Origin of the sequence: Rhizobium sp. 768_B6_N1_8 (genome assembly GCF_051811225.1) — a bacterium.
Lineage (GTDB): Bacteria > Pseudomonadota > Alphaproteobacteria > Rhizobiales > Rhizobiaceae > Rhizobium.
This window is the reverse complement of record NZ_JBPWPV010000002.1, coordinates 37,052-55,987: the sequence shown is the minus strand read 5'-3', so window position 1 is coordinate 55,987 and position 18,936 is coordinate 37,052. Positions and strand designations below refer to the sequence as shown.

Annotated in this window: 17 protein-coding genes; 1 reads left to right on the top strand and 16 read right to left on the bottom strand. The window is 56.8% G+C overall.

Features of this window, described 5'->3' with window-relative positions; genetic code table 11:
• Positions 1–34: 34 nt before the first annotated feature.
• The 11 genes from AB8B33_RS24540 to AB8B33_RS24490 form a co-directional block, all read right to left on the bottom strand.
• Positions 35–967 (bottom strand): NAD-dependent epimerase/dehydratase family protein, encoded by a 933-nt coding sequence (locus AB8B33_RS24540; protein ID WP_439017345.1) that lies wholly within the window; start codon positions 965–967, stop codon positions 35–37.
• A 91-nt stretch (positions 968–1,058) separates the two neighbouring features.
• Positions 1,059–2,897 carry an asparagine synthase (glutamine-hydrolyzing) gene (gene asnB, locus AB8B33_RS24535; RefSeq protein ID WP_439017344.1) on the bottom strand — a complete coding sequence of 613 codons (1,839 nt, stop codon included), beginning with the start codon at positions 2,895–2,897 and terminating at the stop codon, positions 1,059–1,061.
• Positions 2,898–2,915: 18 nt separating this feature from the next.
• Positions 2,916–4,106, bottom strand: a complete 1,191-nt coding sequence (locus AB8B33_RS24530) for a glycosyltransferase (RefSeq protein ID WP_439017343.1) — start codon at positions 4,104–4,106, stop codon at positions 2,916–2,918.
• A 7-nt stretch (positions 4,107–4,113) separates the two neighbouring features.
• Positions 4,114–5,247: a glycosyltransferase gene (locus tag AB8B33_RS24525; RefSeq protein WP_439017342.1), complete on the bottom strand. Its 1,134-nt coding sequence runs from the start codon at positions 5,245–5,247 to the stop codon at positions 4,114–4,116.
• A complete protein-coding gene (locus AB8B33_RS24520) occupies positions 5,244–6,578 on the bottom strand; it encodes a glycosyltransferase family 2 protein (RefSeq protein ID WP_439018840.1) in 1,335 nt (444 codons plus the stop codon). The genes AB8B33_RS24525 and AB8B33_RS24520 overlap by 4 nt, the downstream gene beginning before the upstream one ends.
• Positions 6,579–6,580: 2 nt before the next feature.
• The gene (locus AB8B33_RS24515) at positions 6,581–7,465 is read right to left on the bottom strand and encodes a class I SAM-dependent methyltransferase (protein WP_439017341.1); all 885 of its coding nucleotides are present in this window, start codon (positions 7,463–7,465) and stop codon (positions 6,581–6,583) included.
• Entirely contained in the window at positions 7,465–8,271 is an 807-nt protein-coding gene (locus AB8B33_RS24510; protein WP_439017340.1) for a class I SAM-dependent methyltransferase, read from the bottom strand. The genes AB8B33_RS24515 and AB8B33_RS24510 overlap by 1 nt, the downstream gene beginning before the upstream one ends.
• 71 nt (positions 8,272–8,342) lie before the next feature.
• A complete protein-coding gene (locus AB8B33_RS24505; protein WP_439017339.1) occupies positions 8,343–9,083 on the bottom strand; it encodes a methyltransferase domain-containing protein in 741 nt (246 codons plus the stop codon).
• Between the two features lie 15 nt (positions 9,084–9,098).
• Positions 9,099–10,445: an ABC transporter ATP-binding protein gene (locus tag AB8B33_RS24500; RefSeq protein ID WP_439017338.1), complete on the bottom strand. Its 1,347-nt coding sequence runs from the start codon at positions 10,443–10,445 to the stop codon at positions 9,099–9,101.
• Positions 10,442–11,311 (bottom strand): ABC transporter permease, encoded by an 870-nt coding sequence (locus AB8B33_RS24495; protein WP_439017337.1) that lies wholly within the window; start codon positions 11,309–11,311, stop codon positions 10,442–10,444. Before AB8B33_RS24495 ends, AB8B33_RS24500 begins: the two co-directional genes overlap by 4 nt.
• Entirely contained in the window at positions 11,308–12,180 is an 873-nt protein-coding gene (locus AB8B33_RS24490) for a class I SAM-dependent methyltransferase (protein ID WP_439017336.1), read from the bottom strand. The genes AB8B33_RS24495 and AB8B33_RS24490 overlap by 4 nt, the downstream gene beginning before the upstream one ends.
• 179 nt (positions 12,181–12,359) lie before the next feature.
• Here AB8B33_RS24490 and AB8B33_RS24485 point away from each other — a divergent pair, with 179 nt between their 5' ends.
• Positions 12,360–13,121 carry an SGNH/GDSL hydrolase family protein gene (locus AB8B33_RS24485; RefSeq protein WP_439017335.1) on the top strand — a complete coding sequence of 254 codons (762 nt, stop codon included), beginning with the start codon at positions 12,360–12,362 and terminating at the stop codon, positions 13,119–13,121.
• A gap of 8 nt (positions 13,122–13,129) precedes the next feature.
• Here the strand turns inward: AB8B33_RS24485 and AB8B33_RS24480 are convergent, their stop codons facing one another.
• From AB8B33_RS24480 to AB8B33_RS24460, 5 genes are all read right to left on the bottom strand, one after another.
• Positions 13,130–13,774 (bottom strand): acyltransferase, encoded by a 645-nt coding sequence (locus AB8B33_RS24480; protein WP_439017334.1) that lies wholly within the window; start codon positions 13,772–13,774, stop codon positions 13,130–13,132.
• Complete coding sequence (locus tag AB8B33_RS24475) at positions 13,726–14,355, bottom strand: acyltransferase (protein ID WP_439017333.1); 630 nt, start codon at positions 14,353–14,355, stop codon at positions 13,726–13,728. Before AB8B33_RS24475 ends, AB8B33_RS24480 begins: the two co-directional genes overlap by 49 nt.
• Positions 14,342–15,346, bottom strand: a complete 1,005-nt coding sequence (locus AB8B33_RS24470; protein ID WP_439017332.1) for a glycosyltransferase family 2 protein — start codon at positions 15,344–15,346, stop codon at positions 14,342–14,344. The genes AB8B33_RS24475 and AB8B33_RS24470 overlap by 14 nt, the downstream gene beginning before the upstream one ends.
• Before the next feature lie 224 nt (positions 15,347–15,570).
• The gene (locus AB8B33_RS24465; RefSeq protein ID WP_439017331.1) at positions 15,571–16,695 is read right to left on the bottom strand and encodes a glycosyltransferase family 4 protein; all 1,125 of its coding nucleotides are present in this window, start codon (positions 16,693–16,695) and stop codon (positions 15,571–15,573) included.
• Positions 16,696–16,880: 185 nt separating this feature from the next.
• Entirely contained in the window at positions 16,881–18,218 is a 1,338-nt protein-coding gene (locus AB8B33_RS24460) for an O-antigen ligase family protein (RefSeq protein WP_439017330.1), read from the bottom strand.
• Between the last annotated feature and the right edge of the window lie 718 nt (positions 18,219–18,936).

Sequence of the window (18,936 nt, the reverse complement as noted above, 5' to 3'; positions counted from 1 at the left end):
GTTGTACCGAGGCCGAGCGCAGATAGGGTCGCCCTCATACCAGACCACTCTCCTTGCGGAACCACGCGGCATAGCGCGCCAATCCAGCCCGCCAGTCAACGGAGGGTCGCCAGCCCCAAGCCACTGCTCGGGATATGTCGGCCTGATAGTCGCGCGGATCGCCATGCCGCTCGGTGCCACAAAACACCGGGCGGTCGTTTTTGACCATAAGTTCGAAGAGCTCGCCGACGACATCGGCGACGGTGACAGCAACACCAGACCCGCCGTTTGCCACCGGGCAATGCGGGCCGGCGTTATCTGCTGCACAGATCATGAGTTCCGCTGCGTCGGAAACATGCAGCCAGTCGCGTGTTTCGAGTCCCGTGCCAAAAAACTCAGTTTCGTCGGCACAGATGCGGCGACAGGCATCCCAGAGCAGTTGCTTGCGGAAACCCTCACCGTAGATCGAGAACAGGCGCACCACAGCTGCGTTGAGGTTGAAAAGCCGTGCGTGGTCGCGAACCAGTTCCTCGGCCAAACGCTTGTGTGCGCCGTATGGGGAAGCAGGACGAAGGGGCGCATCCTCCCGTATTGGAAACTGCTCGGCGATCCCATAGACCGCGGCGCTCGACGGATAGACCAGAGTCGCTTGCGGGCATTCGCGGCGCACGAATTCTAGCAGGTCGGCCGTAGCTGATACGGTTCTGCGAAAATCCAGATGCGGGTCGCTGATCGAAGCACCCACGGAACCGCTGCCTGCGCAATGAACGATGAGGTCCGGCCGGATTTCCAGAGAGCGCAGCTCTGCAAGAGAGACATCGTTTTCGGCCCAGCGCTCGATGCCCCAGGAGCGCTGTTCCTCGACGCCCCAACTGCCGTGACCGATGCCATGAACGGTCCAACCCTTCTGCGCAAGGGCAATAGCCACATTCCGGCCGATCGAGCCGTAGGCACCCGTTACCAACGCGATATCAGTCACTCTGCGCACTCAACGATCCTTCCGGGAGCCGCCCACCGCGGCCGATATTCCCTCTTGCGCTGCTTGCCGGGAAAGGCGGACGCGACCCTCCCAGTCAAATTCAGGCGGCTTTGCGACTCAACTCGCCTACAGGTTTTCCTTCTATGTGCAAACGCGTCCAGCATTCAAGCAGTACGAGCTTGTAGAGGAAAGGCAGGTTGTAGGCGGATAGGTCCCGGGACTTCTCAGGCGCGATCAGGCCTTGGCGCACCAATGCACCGTTTTCGACGAGCGGCAGGAAGTGGGTCACGATGCCGTGCATCCAATCGCGCACAGGCGGCGTGAAACCCTGCTTCTTGCGAGACAGGACATCGGCCGGCAAAGCGTCGTGCAGGGCTTCGACCAAGAGCCACTTGTGCGGCTTGTGCCAGTCGACGAGGCCGCTGTTACGCATACCCGTCACCCGGTCTACGAGCTCGACATCCAGAAGCGGCAACCGGCCCTCCACCGAATGCGCCATGCTCATGCGATCGAACAGGGCCAGGCAGTTCGACCGCAGCCAGGTGCGGTTCAAAAGGTTCGAGATTGCCAGATGCAGGGGCCGCGAGAGATCGAGCGCGGCCTCCTTCAGCCAGTAGCCCTCCGGCAGATGTTCAAGCGCCTTTTCCGGCATGAGCTTGCGCGACCAGGCGTCGCCGTTGCGCAGATCGGGGTGGACCCCGAAGAAATCCGGCTTTTCGGGCGGCTTATGCCCCATAAGCCGTTTCCACCACGGCAGTTTCACCTTCTTGCCGGCCAGCAGTGTCTCGTTGCGCGACATGGCTTCGCGCACCCATTCGTAGCCCCAGAAGAATTCGTCGCCACCCATGCCGGACATCAGGACTGGATATCCGGCCTCGCGGGAGGCCTTGGCAACGGAGTAGTAGCCGAAGGCGGCTATATCGCCAATCGGCGTATCCATGACGTCGACCAATGCCGGGAAGCCGTCAATCACCTGGTCCGTGTCCAACTCCACTTCCGTGAAGCCGATGCCGAGATCCTTCGCAAGGGTCTCGGCAAAACCACGCTCATCCGTCTCGGGCCGGCCTTTGTAGCCGATCGTGAACGCGTGCAACTGGCCCGGAAAATGCCTCGCCGTCAGCGCTGCGACCAGGCTGGAATCGATGCCACCAGAGAGCGCGACGGCGACGGGAACATCCGCCGTGCCCATCAGACGGCAGGCATTGTCAAGAATTTCCTCGGTAACCGCGACCGGCTTGCCGGCATCTTCGCGGACCTCGGACAGATCCCAGTAGGATTGCGGCGCTGCATCGAGCGCGCCGGGCTTCAGCAGCAGATAGTGGCCAGCTGGCAACAGTTCGAGACCCTGGAGCGGGGTCAGCGGCTCCGGGACGTACTGGAACGTCAGGAACATGTTGAAGGCCTCCGGTGTCAGCTTCAGCGGCTTAGGCATCACGGAGGAAACACTTCGGATTTCGCTGGAGAACCAGATCCGCCCGGCATCGCCGCGATGCAGATAAAGGGGTTTTTCCCCCATCCTGTCGCGGGCCAGGAGCAGTGTCCCGTTACGCTTGTCCCAGAGCGCAAAGGCGAACATGCCGCGCAGCTTGGCGAGGCAATCGACGCCGTATTCCTCGTAGGCATGGATGATCGTCTCGACATCGCTCAGGCAGGAGAACTGGTGCCCGAGCGCGCGCAGTTCCTCGCGCAAGGCATCGTGATTGTAGATCTCGCCATTGCAAATGATGACGATGTCGCGCGTCTCGTTGAAAAGCGGCTGGCGTCCGCCGGCGAGATCGATGATCGACAGGCGACGCATGGCGAGCATCACATTTGTGTCGTTGAACATGCCCTCCGAATCGGGACCGCGATGCTCCAGCAGCGCGTTCATCCGGCCGACGCCGGCTATGTCCGCCTTTGTCAGAGCCAAGTTTGAAATCATACCGCTAATGCCGCACATGCTCGCCTTCCTATTCCTCTATCCCGCTTTCGGCGCACGGCCGGCCGCTTCGTTTACAATGGCGACAAACGCATGCGCGGATGCCACCCTCGCAGCATTGCGCCTATCGGCTGCCGCGCGTTCCGTCTCGACACAGGGCCCGGCCGCCAATCCTGGTAATACCTGCTCGATCCGTTCAGCCATATCGTTCGCATCCGCCACCCTGAACAGATGACACTGCTCGAGATCGTTCAACTGTTCCTTGTGAACCGCGATGTCGGATGCCAGGATGGGTCTACCCAGGGCCTTAGCATCTTCTATCACGGTGCTCCACCCCTCAAACAGGGAGGGTTGAAGCACGAGGCTTGCTGCACGAAAAAGTTCGATCTGATGGTCCCGAGGCACGAGCCCCAGGATCGTCACCTGATCGGCGATTCCCCAATCGGCGAGGCTCTGGACGAGCCTGTCGTAATAGCCGGGATCGCGGCGATCCGATTGCAGGCCGGTGCAGACCATTCTGACGATCACGTTGCGATCCTTCAGGATTTTCAATGCCCTGAAGGCCGTCTCGTGATCCTTGTGCTTCCAGAAATGGTTGGCAACATAGACGAAGCGTTCCGGCAGACCGTAGGATTCAAGTATCTGCTTGCCGTCGCCCACCTCACCGGCGTCGATGCTGCTGCAGAACGACCAGACACGCGGCACGACCGTCGCATCGGGAAAGAACCGGCGGAAATCGGCGAGCGCGGCATGGCTCGACAGGAGCAGGACACCCTTTGTGGCCGCGATCTCGCCGATGCTGCGGGTGCGGGTCGCCAGTTCCTCCGGCGAAAAAAGCTCGGGGAAATGAAATATTTGGAAGTCGGGCACCCAGTAGAGATTGGTGCGCCAGCGCTGCGAGGCATCGAATGCCGGGAAATAGACGGTGTCACGGGCCGCCGGCCAGGATGCGCCGAGGGCGGGCGCCCGGCGAAGGATCGCCCGGTGAAGGCGCCGCGCGTGGGCCATCAATCCGACTGACCAGCGTCCGGCTTTCTGACGCGCCAGCACAGGATAGTTAAGCATTCGCCGAGCGAGCGCGGTTTCGCCCGATGATAGGAATACCAGTCGCGCATCAGGTCGATCTCCGACAGGCATCGAGGACAGCGCAGCAAGGAGATTGTCGATATAAATCGATCCGCCAAGCCACTGCGCGTCTTCCAAAAACTCGATCCGTAGCTTCAACCTCATGCACGGCCTATCCCATCGCCTGCCGGGCGATGTCATGGAAAACCCGGCCGGCATCCAGGATGCGGCCTTCCATCTCGCCCCGCGCCACCAGTTCCGATGCCCGGTCCGGCCCAGGTGCAAGCCCGGCCCAGGCGGCGGCGAGCTTTGCAGCCAGATCGGAGGGCTCGTGAGGATCGAAATAGGTGCAGCGGGCAGGATCCTGCTCACGGTGGACCGGAAGGTCCGACAGGAAGATCGGGCGACCTATGGCGCGCGTATCCTCGACCACCGTGCTCCAGCCCTCGAACAGTGACGGCTGGACGATCGCCGCGGCGCGCCGGAAGATTTCCACCTGCGCAAGACGGTCGATGAGGCCCAGAAGTTTGACCTGATCCCGGAGACCTTTCTCCTCGATAAAGGCGAGAAGCCCGGCAAAATGGCTTTCGTTGCGCCTGTCAGACTGCGCCCCTGTGCAAACAAGTGGGATGGTAAGACCATAATCGCGCTTAAGCATTGTGAGCGCCTTCAGCACTACGATATGGTTCTTGTGCGCCCAGAACTGGTTGGGCAGATAAAGGAATTTTGGCGGCAGTCCGAACTTCCCGACTATCGAATCGTCAGCCGCCCCTGAGGTCTCCAGCAGCGAACAGAAATGCCAGACGCGCGGCGTCGCGGGCTGACCGGGATAGAAGGAGCGAAAATCGACAGCGGCAACCTCGCTGCTGACAACGATCACACCGGGCTTTGCCGCCAATTCCGCGATGGAACGGTCGCGCGCGGCGATCTCGTCTGCCGAAAACAGATGGGGAAGGTAGCGGTGCTGAAAATCCGGGATCCAGCGCATGGTCACCGCGCCTTCCACCTCGCGCCCGAAGCCCGGATAGACAATATCGATCGGCGGCTCGGCAATCTTAAGGCCGATCTTTCGCGCAATCCGCTTCAGCAGGTCTGTCTTGCCACCCAGAGGACCCGCCAGATGATTTTCGGCAAGGAACTTGCCGACCACATCCGGCGCCCCGAGGAGCTCGACATGCGGGCGCTCATTGGCCGGCAGCCGCGAAAGGCAGATGGCGAGGTTTTGTAGATACAGCACGCCGCCCATCCAGGTCGGATCACTGATCAGCTCTATTCCGATGCGAAGTGTGCGCTCTGGTCCGTTCACAATCTGTGTAGCTCCCGCATCGACCGGCGCCAGGCCCGTTTCCTGCCAATTTTCGGTATCGGGTTCCAGGCGAGCCGGCGCAGACGCTCCAGCTGGGCGCGATCGGGGAGGTTAGAAAAGTCGAGCGTCGTCAGCCCGAACCATGCCTCACTCTGCAGCGTGCGGAGAAGACCGCGCTTCCGCAGCGTCGCCACATCCAGGCCGACGGATTGCACGTCCGCTTCCTGCACCGGCCCGGTGGCGGCCACCAGGAACAACGGCAGGCGGATCACGCCTGGAAATATCTCAGGACGGCACAGCACATCGGCACCGTCGGTTCCGATCGCCTTCCAGAACTCCCGAAACATCCGACGCTGGTTGCGGACATACGCGATGGTGCGTCCGGGCAGAGAAGTGAGCCAGAAGATCGGCAAAAAGAGAGGCCTTGCCCCCGTGCGCAAGGTCAGATCGATGACGACGCGCTTGATCAGACGCATGCGGTTGCGATTGCGGTAGGCAGCCGGCGCATGACGGCCGATGAAGCGCCAATGGTCACGCACGTTGCTCATGGACCGGCGCGAGAACAACTCGTTCCAGATGGAGCGAAAAGTGCGGCGCCCCTGCGTCGGCACGATGCCAGTTTCCTCGATATGCGCCATGATGCGGGTTTCATAGGTCACGCCCAGTTTGAAGCCGTGGCTTTTCAACCGGCAGAAGAACTCATAGTCGGCGAGGTAATGCGGCAGCATCTCGGCATCGACATTCCCCGCGGCGCGGATCATGCGCAGCGGGATGATGCTGCCCCGACCCGGAAGCACATCCACGTCGTCACGATAGATCTCGCCGGGATCGGCATGCTGCCTGACCGGGAAAGTATAGTGCTCCCAGTCGACATATTCGCCGCCATCGAGAATCTGCGCATGGTCGCGGCTGTCGACGATCAGCCCGCCGACCGCCGCATCATGCTCGAGCGACGCCTTGACCAGCGTTTCGACGTAGTCGGGAACCAGAATCGTGTCGTTGTTCATCATCAGGACGAAATCGTCCGGTCGACCTCCAAGCGAGAGAACATGGTTTATGCCCAGTGCCATCGACCCCGACCACCAGAGCTCCTTGTCCGTTGTCAACACCGTTACGTCAGGAAATTCTGTGCGAATGGTTGCGACACTTCCATCCGTCGAGCCACCATCCGAAACGATGATATTGATCGGCTTCCACGTCTGGGCCTGGAGGTAAGCGATGCAGGCGCGAGTGAAATGCAGCCTGTTGAATACCGGAATGACCACATGCACGGTCTGACGGCCAGACCCGGCCGCCTCTGTCGCAGCGCCAATCTCCGCCCCGGCATTCATCTTCACGTGCCAAGACCGGAGGAAGAATCAAGAATTTCGCCATTCTTGCCGATAACCAGGAAGTCGATCTGGCCCTCCCAGGGGAAAGAGGTGAAGAACAGGTCGCGGTTGCGCTCGAAAAAGTCCTGGAACGGATTGGTATAAGCGCTTTGAAGCGCTTCGAAGAATTCGTTTCCGAGTTCACGGCGCTCGCTTTCGTTCCATTCTATCAGGCATAGCGTATTTCCAAGCCTAATGCTGTGCCAGCGATGATGGTTCTGCAGCCGGGTGAAATTGAACATCACATCCGAAAGACGCGTGGGCACTTCCAGGTAGCCCCGCTTGCCGACGCGTGACAGTTCGCGCATTGCCCGGCCGGGATTGTCGAGGTGCTCCATCACATGCGAGCAGAATACGAAGTCGTAGGCACCATCCTCGAAGGGCAGCTTCTCGATATCGACCTCGAAAAACGTACGGCCGTCGAGAACCATGGGTTCGACGCGATGCGTCGTTTCCTCGGGGAACTTGTCGGCGAGATGATTGGCGCGCTTAAATGGATAGCCACCCGATCCAACGTCCAGTACCAGATCGGTTTCGGCGATGTCCCACTTCATCACTTCGTTCTGGTACGTCCAGGTGCTACGCACCGGTTCGGCGCGTTTCTCAAGTCCCGGAGCCAGTACCCAGGCCTCTTTCGGTAACTGCGTCAACAGAAGCTCCTGCGCCGAGTGACGCAGTTCCGCATTGTCCTCTATCCCGCTCGACCTCACCAGTTCCTTGACAATCGGAAGCAGCCAGCGCACATCATCAGCGCCGGCGGCCTTGGAGAACCGCGAGCGCGCCTTCATCCAAGCTTCGAACTTCTCGCGCCTGCGGCGCTCGAGACGGTTGACTATGCGTGTCAGCATCACTGTGTCCCAGTTTCATGTGGGCGGGATATGACCGCCATCAGTTCTTTCGTGACAGGCAGCGTCGAGACCCTGGCACCAAGCTCGGCAAGCATGACGGCAAAGCTCTCCTCGCTCCAGAACCAGTTGTGGCCGAGGAACTGGTCCCCCATTCCATCAGGCACGACGATCGCCACCGTGCCGCCCGGACGGCAGATGCGTACGAGTTCGTCAGCAATGAGCTTCGGATACTCAAGATGCTCTAGCACATCAGTGCAAAGAACCACATCGAAGGATGCCGTCTCGTAGGGCAGCGTCTGGTGGATGACGAACTGCTGGAATGCGCCGTCGGGCATGGCCCGAGCCGCACCCTCGACAGCCTTTCCAGAAAAATCCAGGCCGAAAACCGCAAGAGTAGGCCTCCGGTGGCGCACCTCGCGCAGCAGGTCGCCGACACCGCAGCCTATATCGCAGACGCTTCCGCCTTCCGGCAAATATACCTCGATTTGGTCAACGATCTCTATCGTCAGCTTGTCACGCGCGTGGTTGCCTTCTGCCTTGAAAGCGGCGAGATTGGAGTTGTCGCCCCATAGCAGGTCATAACCTTCGGCCGAATTGTCCTCCGTCAGCCAGCCTACCCCGAGGTCAGCGCTACGCGTCTGGTCTGGAAGCAAAACCGCGCGATAGCGGTTTTTCGGGACCAGCAGGAATCGATCGACCGGGCCATAGACATACTTTCCTTTCGGAACATAATCATAGTGGCCTTGCGGGATATGATCCCAACCGTCGGCCGAATAGGGCTGGTTGCCGTGAATCTCGCTTATCACGGGCTCGACAAAAATGTTATCCGCCAATTGCCGAAGCAATGTCGCAACTCTGCGTCGAAAACCTCTCCCGCTCAACTCCTTCTTTCCTTCTCGCACAAATAGGCAAACGCCAATGCATATCTTGGATCGTTTTCCTTCAACCCTTTTGTAAGGAAAGGCAAAGCGAGGCATCGTAATGCGACACGGGCAATAGAACCTAGTTTCGATCCCATCACCTTCTTTTCGTGAAGGAATTCGGCAAAAATCAGCCAGCGTCCGCCGATAGGTTGACGCGATAGAACGCGAAAGGGGGAGAGCAACTTATCGAGCGCCGAGGATGAGAACCTGAAAAAATCGTCCGGAGCGGCATGATAATAGTACATGAACGGTACGATCAAAAGAAACCGACCTCCTGGGGCCAGCACACGATATTGCTCTTCGAATGCAGCCTGAAAGTCGAATAGATGCTCCAGGGCGAACACAGAGACAAGCGCATCGACAGAGTCGTCTGGCAGATCTAGCTTCGTCATGTCCAGAACCATATCGAAGCCAGAAACCAAATTGCTTGTCAGATATGACTGATCCGACGGCAGGAATTTCTTGTAATAGTCGCTGCCCGCACCAAGCTCCAGTATCGTACCAGTTCCTTGAAGAGCGGGCAGAAATTTGATCATCGCCTCGTCCGTCATAGCTCGCGCCGGGGTTCGGCCATCCGCCATGAACTCAGAAAGAAACTTCAATGGAAGCTCCGGAGGAGTGATCTTTCGAACATCCTCCGTCGTCATCGTGAATACGCCGCACTCGTCCACGGTCTTTTTGAAAAAAGTATTCATGCTAGCTGCCCCCATTCACAGTAGCGTCGGAGCTATTGGCGAAGCCTGGAGACCGGGCGTGAGTTCGAACGTGCTGTCCAGATGCATCACCGCATTGTTATCGGCATACAGAAACAAGTCCTTGGGGTGCAAGACCACGAATCTTCCTGCGCCAAACCAGTAGAACAGGTGCGCGCCCACCTCTTTACGCGTAATTCCTATATTGACGACGTAGGCACCTGGCCTAAAATTCGGCGCCGGAACCCTAACTCTCAACACATAATGGCCTGGCATGACCTTTGGTAAGTCAAAACCCTGCTCATAATTGTCCAGCGTAGCGATAAATCTATAATGGACAGCATCTATTGTATAACGGATTAGAAGATTTTCTTGCGGTTCTTTTATCTCGATATCGGCAACGATTTCGATACTTTCCTTAAACCGAAATTCACCACCAAACCTTCGACCATTTTCACCGATCACCTCTACCGACGTGCAAATAACGTCACCGGTGCCGCCTTTGGTATGACCATATTCCGCTTTGTCCTCATCCTCGGAGGCCTTCTTGTCGTGAGCCGAAACCGCGCGATCAAAGCGGCTCGAAGCGATCGAGGCGTTTCGAGAGTTTTGATCGTCATAGGCCCGTATGGCATCTTCCGCAGGACCGTCGACCAAGACTGAGCCGCGGTTCATGAAAAGACCCCTGTCACAAACCGACCAAATTGCCCCTGGCGAATGGGATACCAGAATAATCGCCGTTCCCTGGCGCTTTAGTTGCAGAATATGATCGAAACATTTCTTCTGGAAATTCAAGTCGCCGACTGCCAGCACCTCGTCCATCAGCAGCACGTCGGGACGGCTGAGCGCCGCGATCGCAAAGCCGAGGCGGACATACATGCCACTCGAATAGTTACGCACGGGCAGGTCGATGAAGTGATCCAGTTCGGAAAATGCAATGATCTCATCCATGAGCCCATCGATCTCTCGCGTCGACAGACCAAGCAGCGCGCCGTTGACATAGACGTTCTCGCGTCCGGTTAGCATGGGCGCGAAGCCAGCTCCGGCGGCAATAAGCGCGCCGACACGGCCGCGGATCTGGATACGCCCCTTGTCAGGTGCATAGACGCCGTTCAGGATGCGCAGCAATGTGGTCTTGCCGCAGCCGTTGACACCCATGATGCCGAGCGCTTCGCCGCTGTTCAGCTGGAAACTGACATCGTTGACGGCCCAGAACTCGCCTTCCCGAAGGACATCCGCCGTGCTCGGACGGCCCGCGAGCTTGCGGGCAGAATCGCGAAGTCCATATTTCATGGATTGCCGCAGGGTCAGGCCAAATTTTTTCGAAACCCCCTCCGCGCGGATCGCCCAGTTATAAGCACTCATAGCCGCTCAGTAACCTTGTCTTTGATCAAATAGAAGGCGTGAACGCCGATCCACAGCACGATGACCGAAAACAGCGAGGCTGCAAGATAGCCGAGCCAGGACGGTACGGTCCCGAGCACGACGATGCTGCGCGGCGCGTCAACCAGATAGGTCAGCGGATTCCAGAAAACAACCTGCTGGAGAACGGGATTAGCAAACTCGGCCGTGTAAACGACCGGCGTCACATACATGACAAGGTTGATCAGCGTCACGAACATGCTTGTTACGTCGCGCGCCACGGCACCGACAACTGACAACATCAGACCAATTCCCACTCCGAGTGCCATGATCGGTAAGACCGTCAGGGGATAGAGGACGACCCAGACCGACGGGAACCGCCCGAAGACTAGTAGAAGCAGAATGAGCACCAAGAGATTGACGAGGAGATTATAGCACAGCGAGGCAAGCCCGGTGACGGCAAGGCCGATCTTCGGGATATTTGTGCGCATTACGAGGTCGGTATTGGCAATCAGTCCATTGGCGACAACCGATAGAGCGGAAATGAAGACGCCCCAGATCGTCGTGCCGAGATATACATAGATCGGGTAGGGTATTTCCATATTGCCGGGGTTCAGGATGCCCGTCAGCTGCATAAACACAAAGCTGGCAATGCCGAGCAACGGGACCAACACAATCCAGAGGTACCCAAGAAGCTTCTGACGAAAGCCGGCGACAAAATCTCGCTTGAAAAGGTGCCACAACACATGCCGCGACCATGAGAGCTCACGGGCAGCAAGGACGACGGAACCGACAGGTCCCAGGACGTCGCCGACCGCTTCATAGGTTCGCACGATCTTTGCGGGTTTGCTTACAGGCTCCACAGTCATCGGCGCCCGCTTGCAGCAATCGGCTTGACCGCAAGGAACGAGTAAAGCCGGCCGGGCGTCTGGTCACGCGCATTCAGTGCGGCCACCAAACGCTTCATTAGCATCCGGCCAATGAAATGCCTGCTGCTGAAGATGAGATTGGTTAGCGGCCGACCGATCATGGCGGCGACCGGCCGCGTGCAATGGACGAAGCATTGATCGGGCGTCATCGGGAAGTAATTGATCGGCGAATCCAGCGGAGCGAGCACCTGATCGAGATGCAGTCCGGCATCGGTCATCGCCGACAGGTATTCCTGAAGTAGGAAGGCATTTTCACCGCCATAGAATTTATGGAGCGCATGCGCATCGAGGAAAGCTTGCAGATCTTCGCGGTGGCTCAAAACATGCTCGCGGGTGGCGATCATCACACCGCCCGGCTTGAGGACACGGAAGACTTCGCGACAAGTCTGCGGCAGATCGCGGGCGTGATGGAGTACCTGGCGGGCGTTGACGACATCGAAGGTATTGTCGGCAAAGGGCAGCTTCTCGGAATAGTCGCCCGCAACCTTGATGGTCAGCCCGCTGCTGGCCGAGAGGGAATGAATGGCACCGGCACCGACCAGCATGCTGGGGTCGGGCTCGAGAGCCGTCACGTCCCAGCCGTCGCGCGCCATGGCATAACTGCTGATGCCGCGGCCTGCGCCCAGGTCTAGCGCCTTTCCGCCGGGCGTCGGAAGAAGGGCGGCGATGGCCTTCCACTCCGTGCTTGCCCAAAAGCGCTCGGCCGCATCCTGCAGCGGATCGTCGAAGTAGCAGGCGCGCACAACTGCCTGCTGATCTTTCTGATCGCGCAGCCATTGTACCGACTCTTCCCAGCTCATTTGTTGCATTCGCAGTCCTTAATCTTTCAACTAGTCGAGGCTTGTTTCTGCGAATACGGCAAAAAACAGCCACATGAAAGCTGCACAAGCGCTTTCAACCATTATGGGCGCGTACCTCGATTTCCACCCTACCCAGTCGGACGGAACTGCTATAGGAGGAGCACGCGTATGTCCAGAGTGGCGAGTTAATGAAGATACATCCAGCTATCACGGGAATTTTTTGCGGCGCGCTAGTATTCTCAGCTTTGTTTGTTGGAACCAAATCGCTCCAGAGCAACCCGACATCTTCTCCGCAGGTTGTGTCATCACACGCCCTTGTACGAACAAACATTATCGGCCTTGAACTTCCGCAGATTGCAGGGCTGAGCGCATCGTTCAATGTTCTGCTGGGCGACAGCATTGTTGAAGCGCTTTACACGGGACCGTCGTCAATTCCAATAATTGATGCCGGTATTGGAGGCGGGGGTGTCGATTCGACACTCGTGGTACTTGACGGACTTGGTCCTTACAAAGGAAGGATCGATACAATAGTCCTTGGGATTGGCGTCAACGACGCCTATTCCGGTCTAGTCAACTCCGACAGCGCGGGTAGATCGGACTACCTGCAGAACTGGACAATCCGCTATAAGGAAATCATTGATAGGTCAAAAAAGCTTGCCCGCGCCGTTTATTTGATACCCGTTCTTCCCGTTGAAAATGGAAAGGAATTGGGAAGTAAATATTTCGATGTCGACATGATAAATCAAATGAATCAGAAAATAATCGAGATCAGCGCCACTTCGGGCGTGTCAATCGTGCCTTTGCCGGTAAGTTTGGCTGGAGACGGCCATGGGCTTGCCAACTCGGGCTCCACAACAGATGGGGTTCATCCAACTGCAAAAACCTATGCTGAATTGAGACAAGCAATCATGAATGTACTTAAAAGCGAGGCACTCAAAGACGTCAATTGAGAGCGCACTTAGCTTCTCTCCAGCTCCCTGATCTGTCGGGCAGGATTTCCGGCGACAAGGGTCCAGTCGGGGACATCCTTTGTAACAACCGACCCGGCGGCAACAACTGCGCCCTCACCTATCGTTACACCTTTAAGCACAGTCACATTCATACCAAGCCAAGCCTTGTCGCGAATGACGATAGGACGCTTTTCGACAATATCCCAATTTTTCAGCTGTGCCGCTTGAGTCAGACCGCCGGACGCTAGTCCCGCTCGCCAGTCTGCGACATCTTTTGATCTCTCCCTCCAATCAAGGGAATGGGAGTCATGATCGACGATCGTACAACCCCAAGAGATCAGCACATTGTTCCCAACTTCGATGGCTGTCGCGCAAATGAGCATTGATCCACCAATAAACGTATCATTGCCAATCGCGACATGGCCTTGCGCGTTCTCTAAGACCACCCTGCAACTCAGGACTGAGTTAGATCCGATTTTGACTCGCCCTTCCGTTTTGCCGGATCGTATATCCAACACATAACCGAGGAGTATGGTGCCATCACTCGTTGCATTGGACGGATTGGTACTGGCGTCGCGCGATTGGCTTTCCCGCACAAAATTAATTATTGGTCGTAGTGCTTTAGCGGCGAGATTACGGGCGATACTTCGCATCTATATACAACTCCTGGTGGAACGTCTTTGGTGACAATCGCTTTAGCAGCAATGACACTGCCTCTGCCAATCCGAACACCCCGTAATATCGTAACGCCGAAACTGATCCAAACATCATCCTCGATCACAATTTCCTGCGAAACAATTCCAGGTAGCTGCGAATGCTCTTTCGGGTGGCCGCGTGTAATTATATCTCGAAAGTGATTGTGACGTTCTGCCATATTGGTTGAGTGCGCGGTCCCGTCATGGATATTCACGTCGTGCGCAATCAAAACGCGATTGCCAATCTTGATTGACTCCATAGACCAGATTTCGGTTCTGTGACCCACGTAACACCAATCACCAATGGAAATGCGGCCACCATGGCCGTAAGTTACCAATCTGCCGCGGACAAAGGAATTGGATCCAACGGTTATCGTCTCCGGGCCACCCGAAAAATTATTGACTTCGGCTTCTGGCGTTAACGAAGATCCCTCACCTAATAAGCAGGCTTCAGCGCCATGAGCGCGCCTACGCTCGCGCTCAAGTTCACGCGACAGCCAGCCGAATGCTCTTCGCTTGAGTTTATCACGAAAACGCATTGATGAGTTTCCTATGTGCCCTGCGGGCAAACGTCTTCAGGTACGCAATCACTCCGGCTGCCGGCACATCCAACGACGCCGCCGGGGCCTGTGTTTTTCTGAAAAAATCCTTCAGTTGCGTGAAGTGGCTCTCCTCGAAGGCCGTTTGCGCAGGAAAGAAGAGGCGCTCCGGCAGAGCGGAGCCGGCGTAAAGTGTGGCATCGCCCTGATTGAGGAAATCGTCGACGCCACAGTGCACGCCGGATCCGTCAAAGCCACCATTCCATACCAGGCTTTTCGAAGGATAGACGGCAAGCCCCCGTTTGCGCGACACGGCAAACCACCAGAGTATACCCCAGGAGTCATTACGTCCGGAAATCCGATCTTCTAGCATCGCCGTATAAGCGGAACTGCCGTCGAAGTTGAAGAGGCGCATCCACTCACCATCTCGGCGCGCAGCTTCCAGATCGGGAACATCGAGATTGAAATCCTTCCAAGCTCGCTGCCACGTTGCCCAACCCCACGTCGTTGTTACTGGCAAAAGGAAGGCGTCCTCAACCGGATCTTCCGGCGGACTAATCGTGAAACCGCCCACCTGAACGACGCCAGGCTCGTTTTCATAACGATCAAGCGATTCGATCATAAAGTGCAAAAAATCAGGGCTTACAACTAAATCATCCTCGACAACGACTGCCCGCCCGTAGCGCGAGCACAGTTCACTGACACCGGCTGAAATCGAACGCGCAAGTCCGATGTTCGCCTCTCGCTCAACCACCGTCGCGTTCAGCGTCTGTGCCCAGCGGCGCAAAATTTCACGTGTTTCAGCGACCTTCGCGCGCGCGCTTTCGGTCTTGGCTGCATCGGAGAAAAAATAGAAATCGCAGTCCTGAAGACGTCGTGATCGCGAAAGAGCGAGCAGCGCACGCTCCGTATGCTCCGGTCGGTTATAAGCGAATACTGCTACCGGCGTCCTGTTGTTTTTCGCATACGACTCAATTGAGCTAATACTCAAGATTGGCCTCGACTTATTCGGATATATGGCGTGCCTTAAAGGACCGTTTGACGGTCAAACCCTATGTGTTCGTCGCTACGACCGCCAGACCTAAGCTCAATGCAAGTGAGCCGAATAGTTGAGGCTCCGTGCATTTGCAAGCGAATTGTGCGGCCTTCCCGAGCTATGCAAATACTTATGTAAGTCGGAGATCCAACAAACTTACCGGTAGAGTTCAAATACGCCTATATGCGCTCTGTAGGCTCAACCAACTCACGATATAATTCCAGATAGGCTACAGCCATCTGTTCAGCTCTAAAATGCTCATTGTATCGACGCTTGGCATTCACACCGAACGACAGAGCCAATCGCTCGTCCTCCCAGAGTCTCACCATAGCGCTGGCGAGGGAATCAACGTCGCCTGGCGGGACAACCAAGCCAGTATTCCCATCCAGGTTAACGAAACTCGTTCCCGTACCGATTTCGCAGGATATCATCGGCTTGCCAAACATGGAGGCTTCGACGAGAGACAGTCCGAACGCCTCGGAGCGCAGATGTGACGGAAACACTAGACCGAGGCTGAGATCGAAGATCGCGCGCTTGTCAACATCCGGGAGAGCTCCTAGAAATCGGACGCTGGTGATGTTTCGCCGCACTATCTGTTTTTCCAGATTTCGTCTCAGCGGTCCCTCGCCGACAATTACCACGTCAAGACCTGTCTTGGCCGCGGCTTCAAGCAGGAAATGAACCCCCTTGTAATAGCGCAGGACCCCGACAAAAAGGAAAAACCGCGGAGGCAGCGTCGCCTTCCAATAGGCCCTAACCGCGCCATCGACATCTGGATAGTCCGCCTCAGCCAACCCCAAAGGAATAACAGACGTCTTCGACTTGAATTTTCGAAGAACCTTACTCGTATCCAGATAATTCGGCGAGGTCGCGACAATGCGGTCAACGCTTCCAAGGAAGCTATTCATTAGGGGCCTATAGAGTCGCAGAAGTGACCTCTGCTTCACGATATCGGAGTGGTACGTGACGAGTGTCGGTTTGTGATGATGCGACAGCAGGTGCACTACATCCATAAGTGGCCAGGGAAAATGAAAATGAACGACGTCGGCCGTTGCGCTCAGCTCCTGAAAACGCCGGAAAACGGCTCTCGAAAAACCTGTGGAAGCGAACTCAAAATCAAGCTTGGCCTTATACGCCATGTGGCCATCAAATAGCTTTGTGTTCGCCTGCGGTGTCTGACTCAGCGACAGGACATCACTCTCAACACCGTACTTTTGCGTACCTTTCGCAATCGCATGGATAGTGCGTTCAACGCCGCCGAACGTATCCGGCCAATACGTCTTGAAGAAATGAAGGACTCTCATTCGCGCTTTCGATATCGGCCGGGACGTGCTGGGGAGCCCCGGCATTTTAGGTAGCATAGCTCCTGCTGACGCCCCTCTATCTGATCACAGGCCCTACGCCAACACCTGCAATCAGAGCCTCGACCGGCCCAGCGCATTTTGTACAAGGAAAATATGTCGTGAAATCCACGCGACTGACCCACGGATCAGTTCGGGCGATTTCGTGTGCTCGAACTATGTAGTGACCTTCCCTTCCTCAACATGATCCCGCAGGCGAACGCCACGGCTGAGAAGACGAAGAAAAACGATTCGCCGATAGCCAGCCGGTTGTTGGAGTTCGACAGGATCGTTCCGAGAAAGAACAGCGTCACCATGCTGTAGGCCAGAAGCGTGCTGAGGCTGATCAGCTTCTTACGCTGTGCAAATAGTACCCGCCTGTACATGGCGACCGCCAGAATGGCGAAGACGATCATGCCGAACAACCCATGGCGGACAAGCATTTCGAAATAGCCATTGTGAAGCAGCGTATAGGGAACTTTGGAATAGGTGGTCGATTGCCAGAGCGTAAGCCAGTGGTTGCCCGCACCAAAGGCGGGCGCCTGGGAAAAGACTTCCCAGGAATTCGCCCACAACTGCAGGCGCTCGCTCATGGCATTCGGCGTATCCTCCGAGGCGATTGCGGCGGCAACAGCGTTCCATACACCACCCTGCATGGAAATCGCCGTCTCGATCCGCGCGGTTGCCTCATAGGTCGGGCCGGCAAATCTCCAGATATCATCGCCGCCGACAAAAAGCGCTGCTGCGATGACAGCGACGACCGCAGCTCCTACCAACGCGGCGCGGCGTCTGTTTGCGTAAAGCAGCAGCGAGGCCAGCATGAGCGGCCCGACGAGAACGAGGCTCAGCCAGACGCCTTTCGCCTTGGAGCCATAAATATTGAAAAGGCAGAGTGCGATGACAGATACGGCGACGGCGGCTATCCAGTTGCCGGAACGGCGCGCGAGCTTGCCGGTCTCCCAGGCGTGCAACAGCCAATAGAAGGCGCCGATCATCAGGAAGCCGCAGCCAATCGCGCCATGGATCAGGTTGTGATGGAAGAGCGGCGAAATACGTGCGTTACCTTCCAGGATCAGCCGGTAGTCGGTGGAGATCAGCAGGGCGGCAAGGGCGATTGGGAAATAGATCGCAAAGACCGTTTCGACATGTTTCCGGCTGGAATAAAGCGCGATGCCGACAGCGGGGAAAAACAGCGGAAAGGCGTAGAGCCAGTCGGACGCGCCCTTCTCGCCGTCGACAATCAGGCCGAAGAGGAAGCGCAGCAGCGCGTAGGCTCCCCAGGCAAGGCAGGCATTGGCCAGCCAGTCTCGCTTCAGCAGACTAAAATTCGGCTTGAACCAAACAAAGGTCGTCCCGATCAGCAACAGCGCCGCATAGCGATAGCTATCGCTTTCCAGAATGGGCGCCGAAATCAGCAGCAGCCATAGGATGACAAGGACGGGCTTGAGGCGGGGGGGCGTGGCAATCAGCTCTTCGCTCGCTACCATAAAGAATAGTTGATCCTTCTTGCGCAATCGGCTGATCGAGATTGTCTTACTACGAACCCGATAGGCCCATCGATCCATTTCGAAGCGATCTAGGGTTTCTTCAAGGTCGCCAACATTCGACCTCGTTGGCACGACTCGGGTGTCTCAGCAGCTTGATCCGATAATGAAGGGTCACGCGCGTTCGTCAAGGGAACGATTGACAGGTATTCAAGTCCATCTGCGGGGGAAACAACGTTATTGTCCAGTGAAAATTCAGACCGCATTCGGTTTTTCGATCCTTGGTGTTTATCAAGAAGACCGGCGGTTATAAGACACCCGCCGATAACGGCAATGCAGACGAATGATAGTGTCATCAACGACCATACTTCAACGCTACTTCCGATCCGTAGCCCGAGAGCGACGATAATTAATGCCGCGCCTATGGTGATTACAATGTTCTCAGGTGTGTAGTGGCGTGTAGGCTTTTCACTCATGCAGCGACCTAAAAAAGAAGATATAGAAACGTAACATGCGTTCTCTCTTGAGATGTAGCAAGCGGCCCCGCTTGGTTTTAGGTCAACAAATGATGGATTGGCGGAGGTCCGATCCTTCGTGAACGGTCCGAAGCCCTACTAGCTCCCCAGCAACGGATGTAAAGCACCCCGACCAATCAAAGACCCGCTATAAAGCTGTTCGGAATGGTTGGCTCTCTTGGCATCGGAAGAGGTTTGGAGGCGGA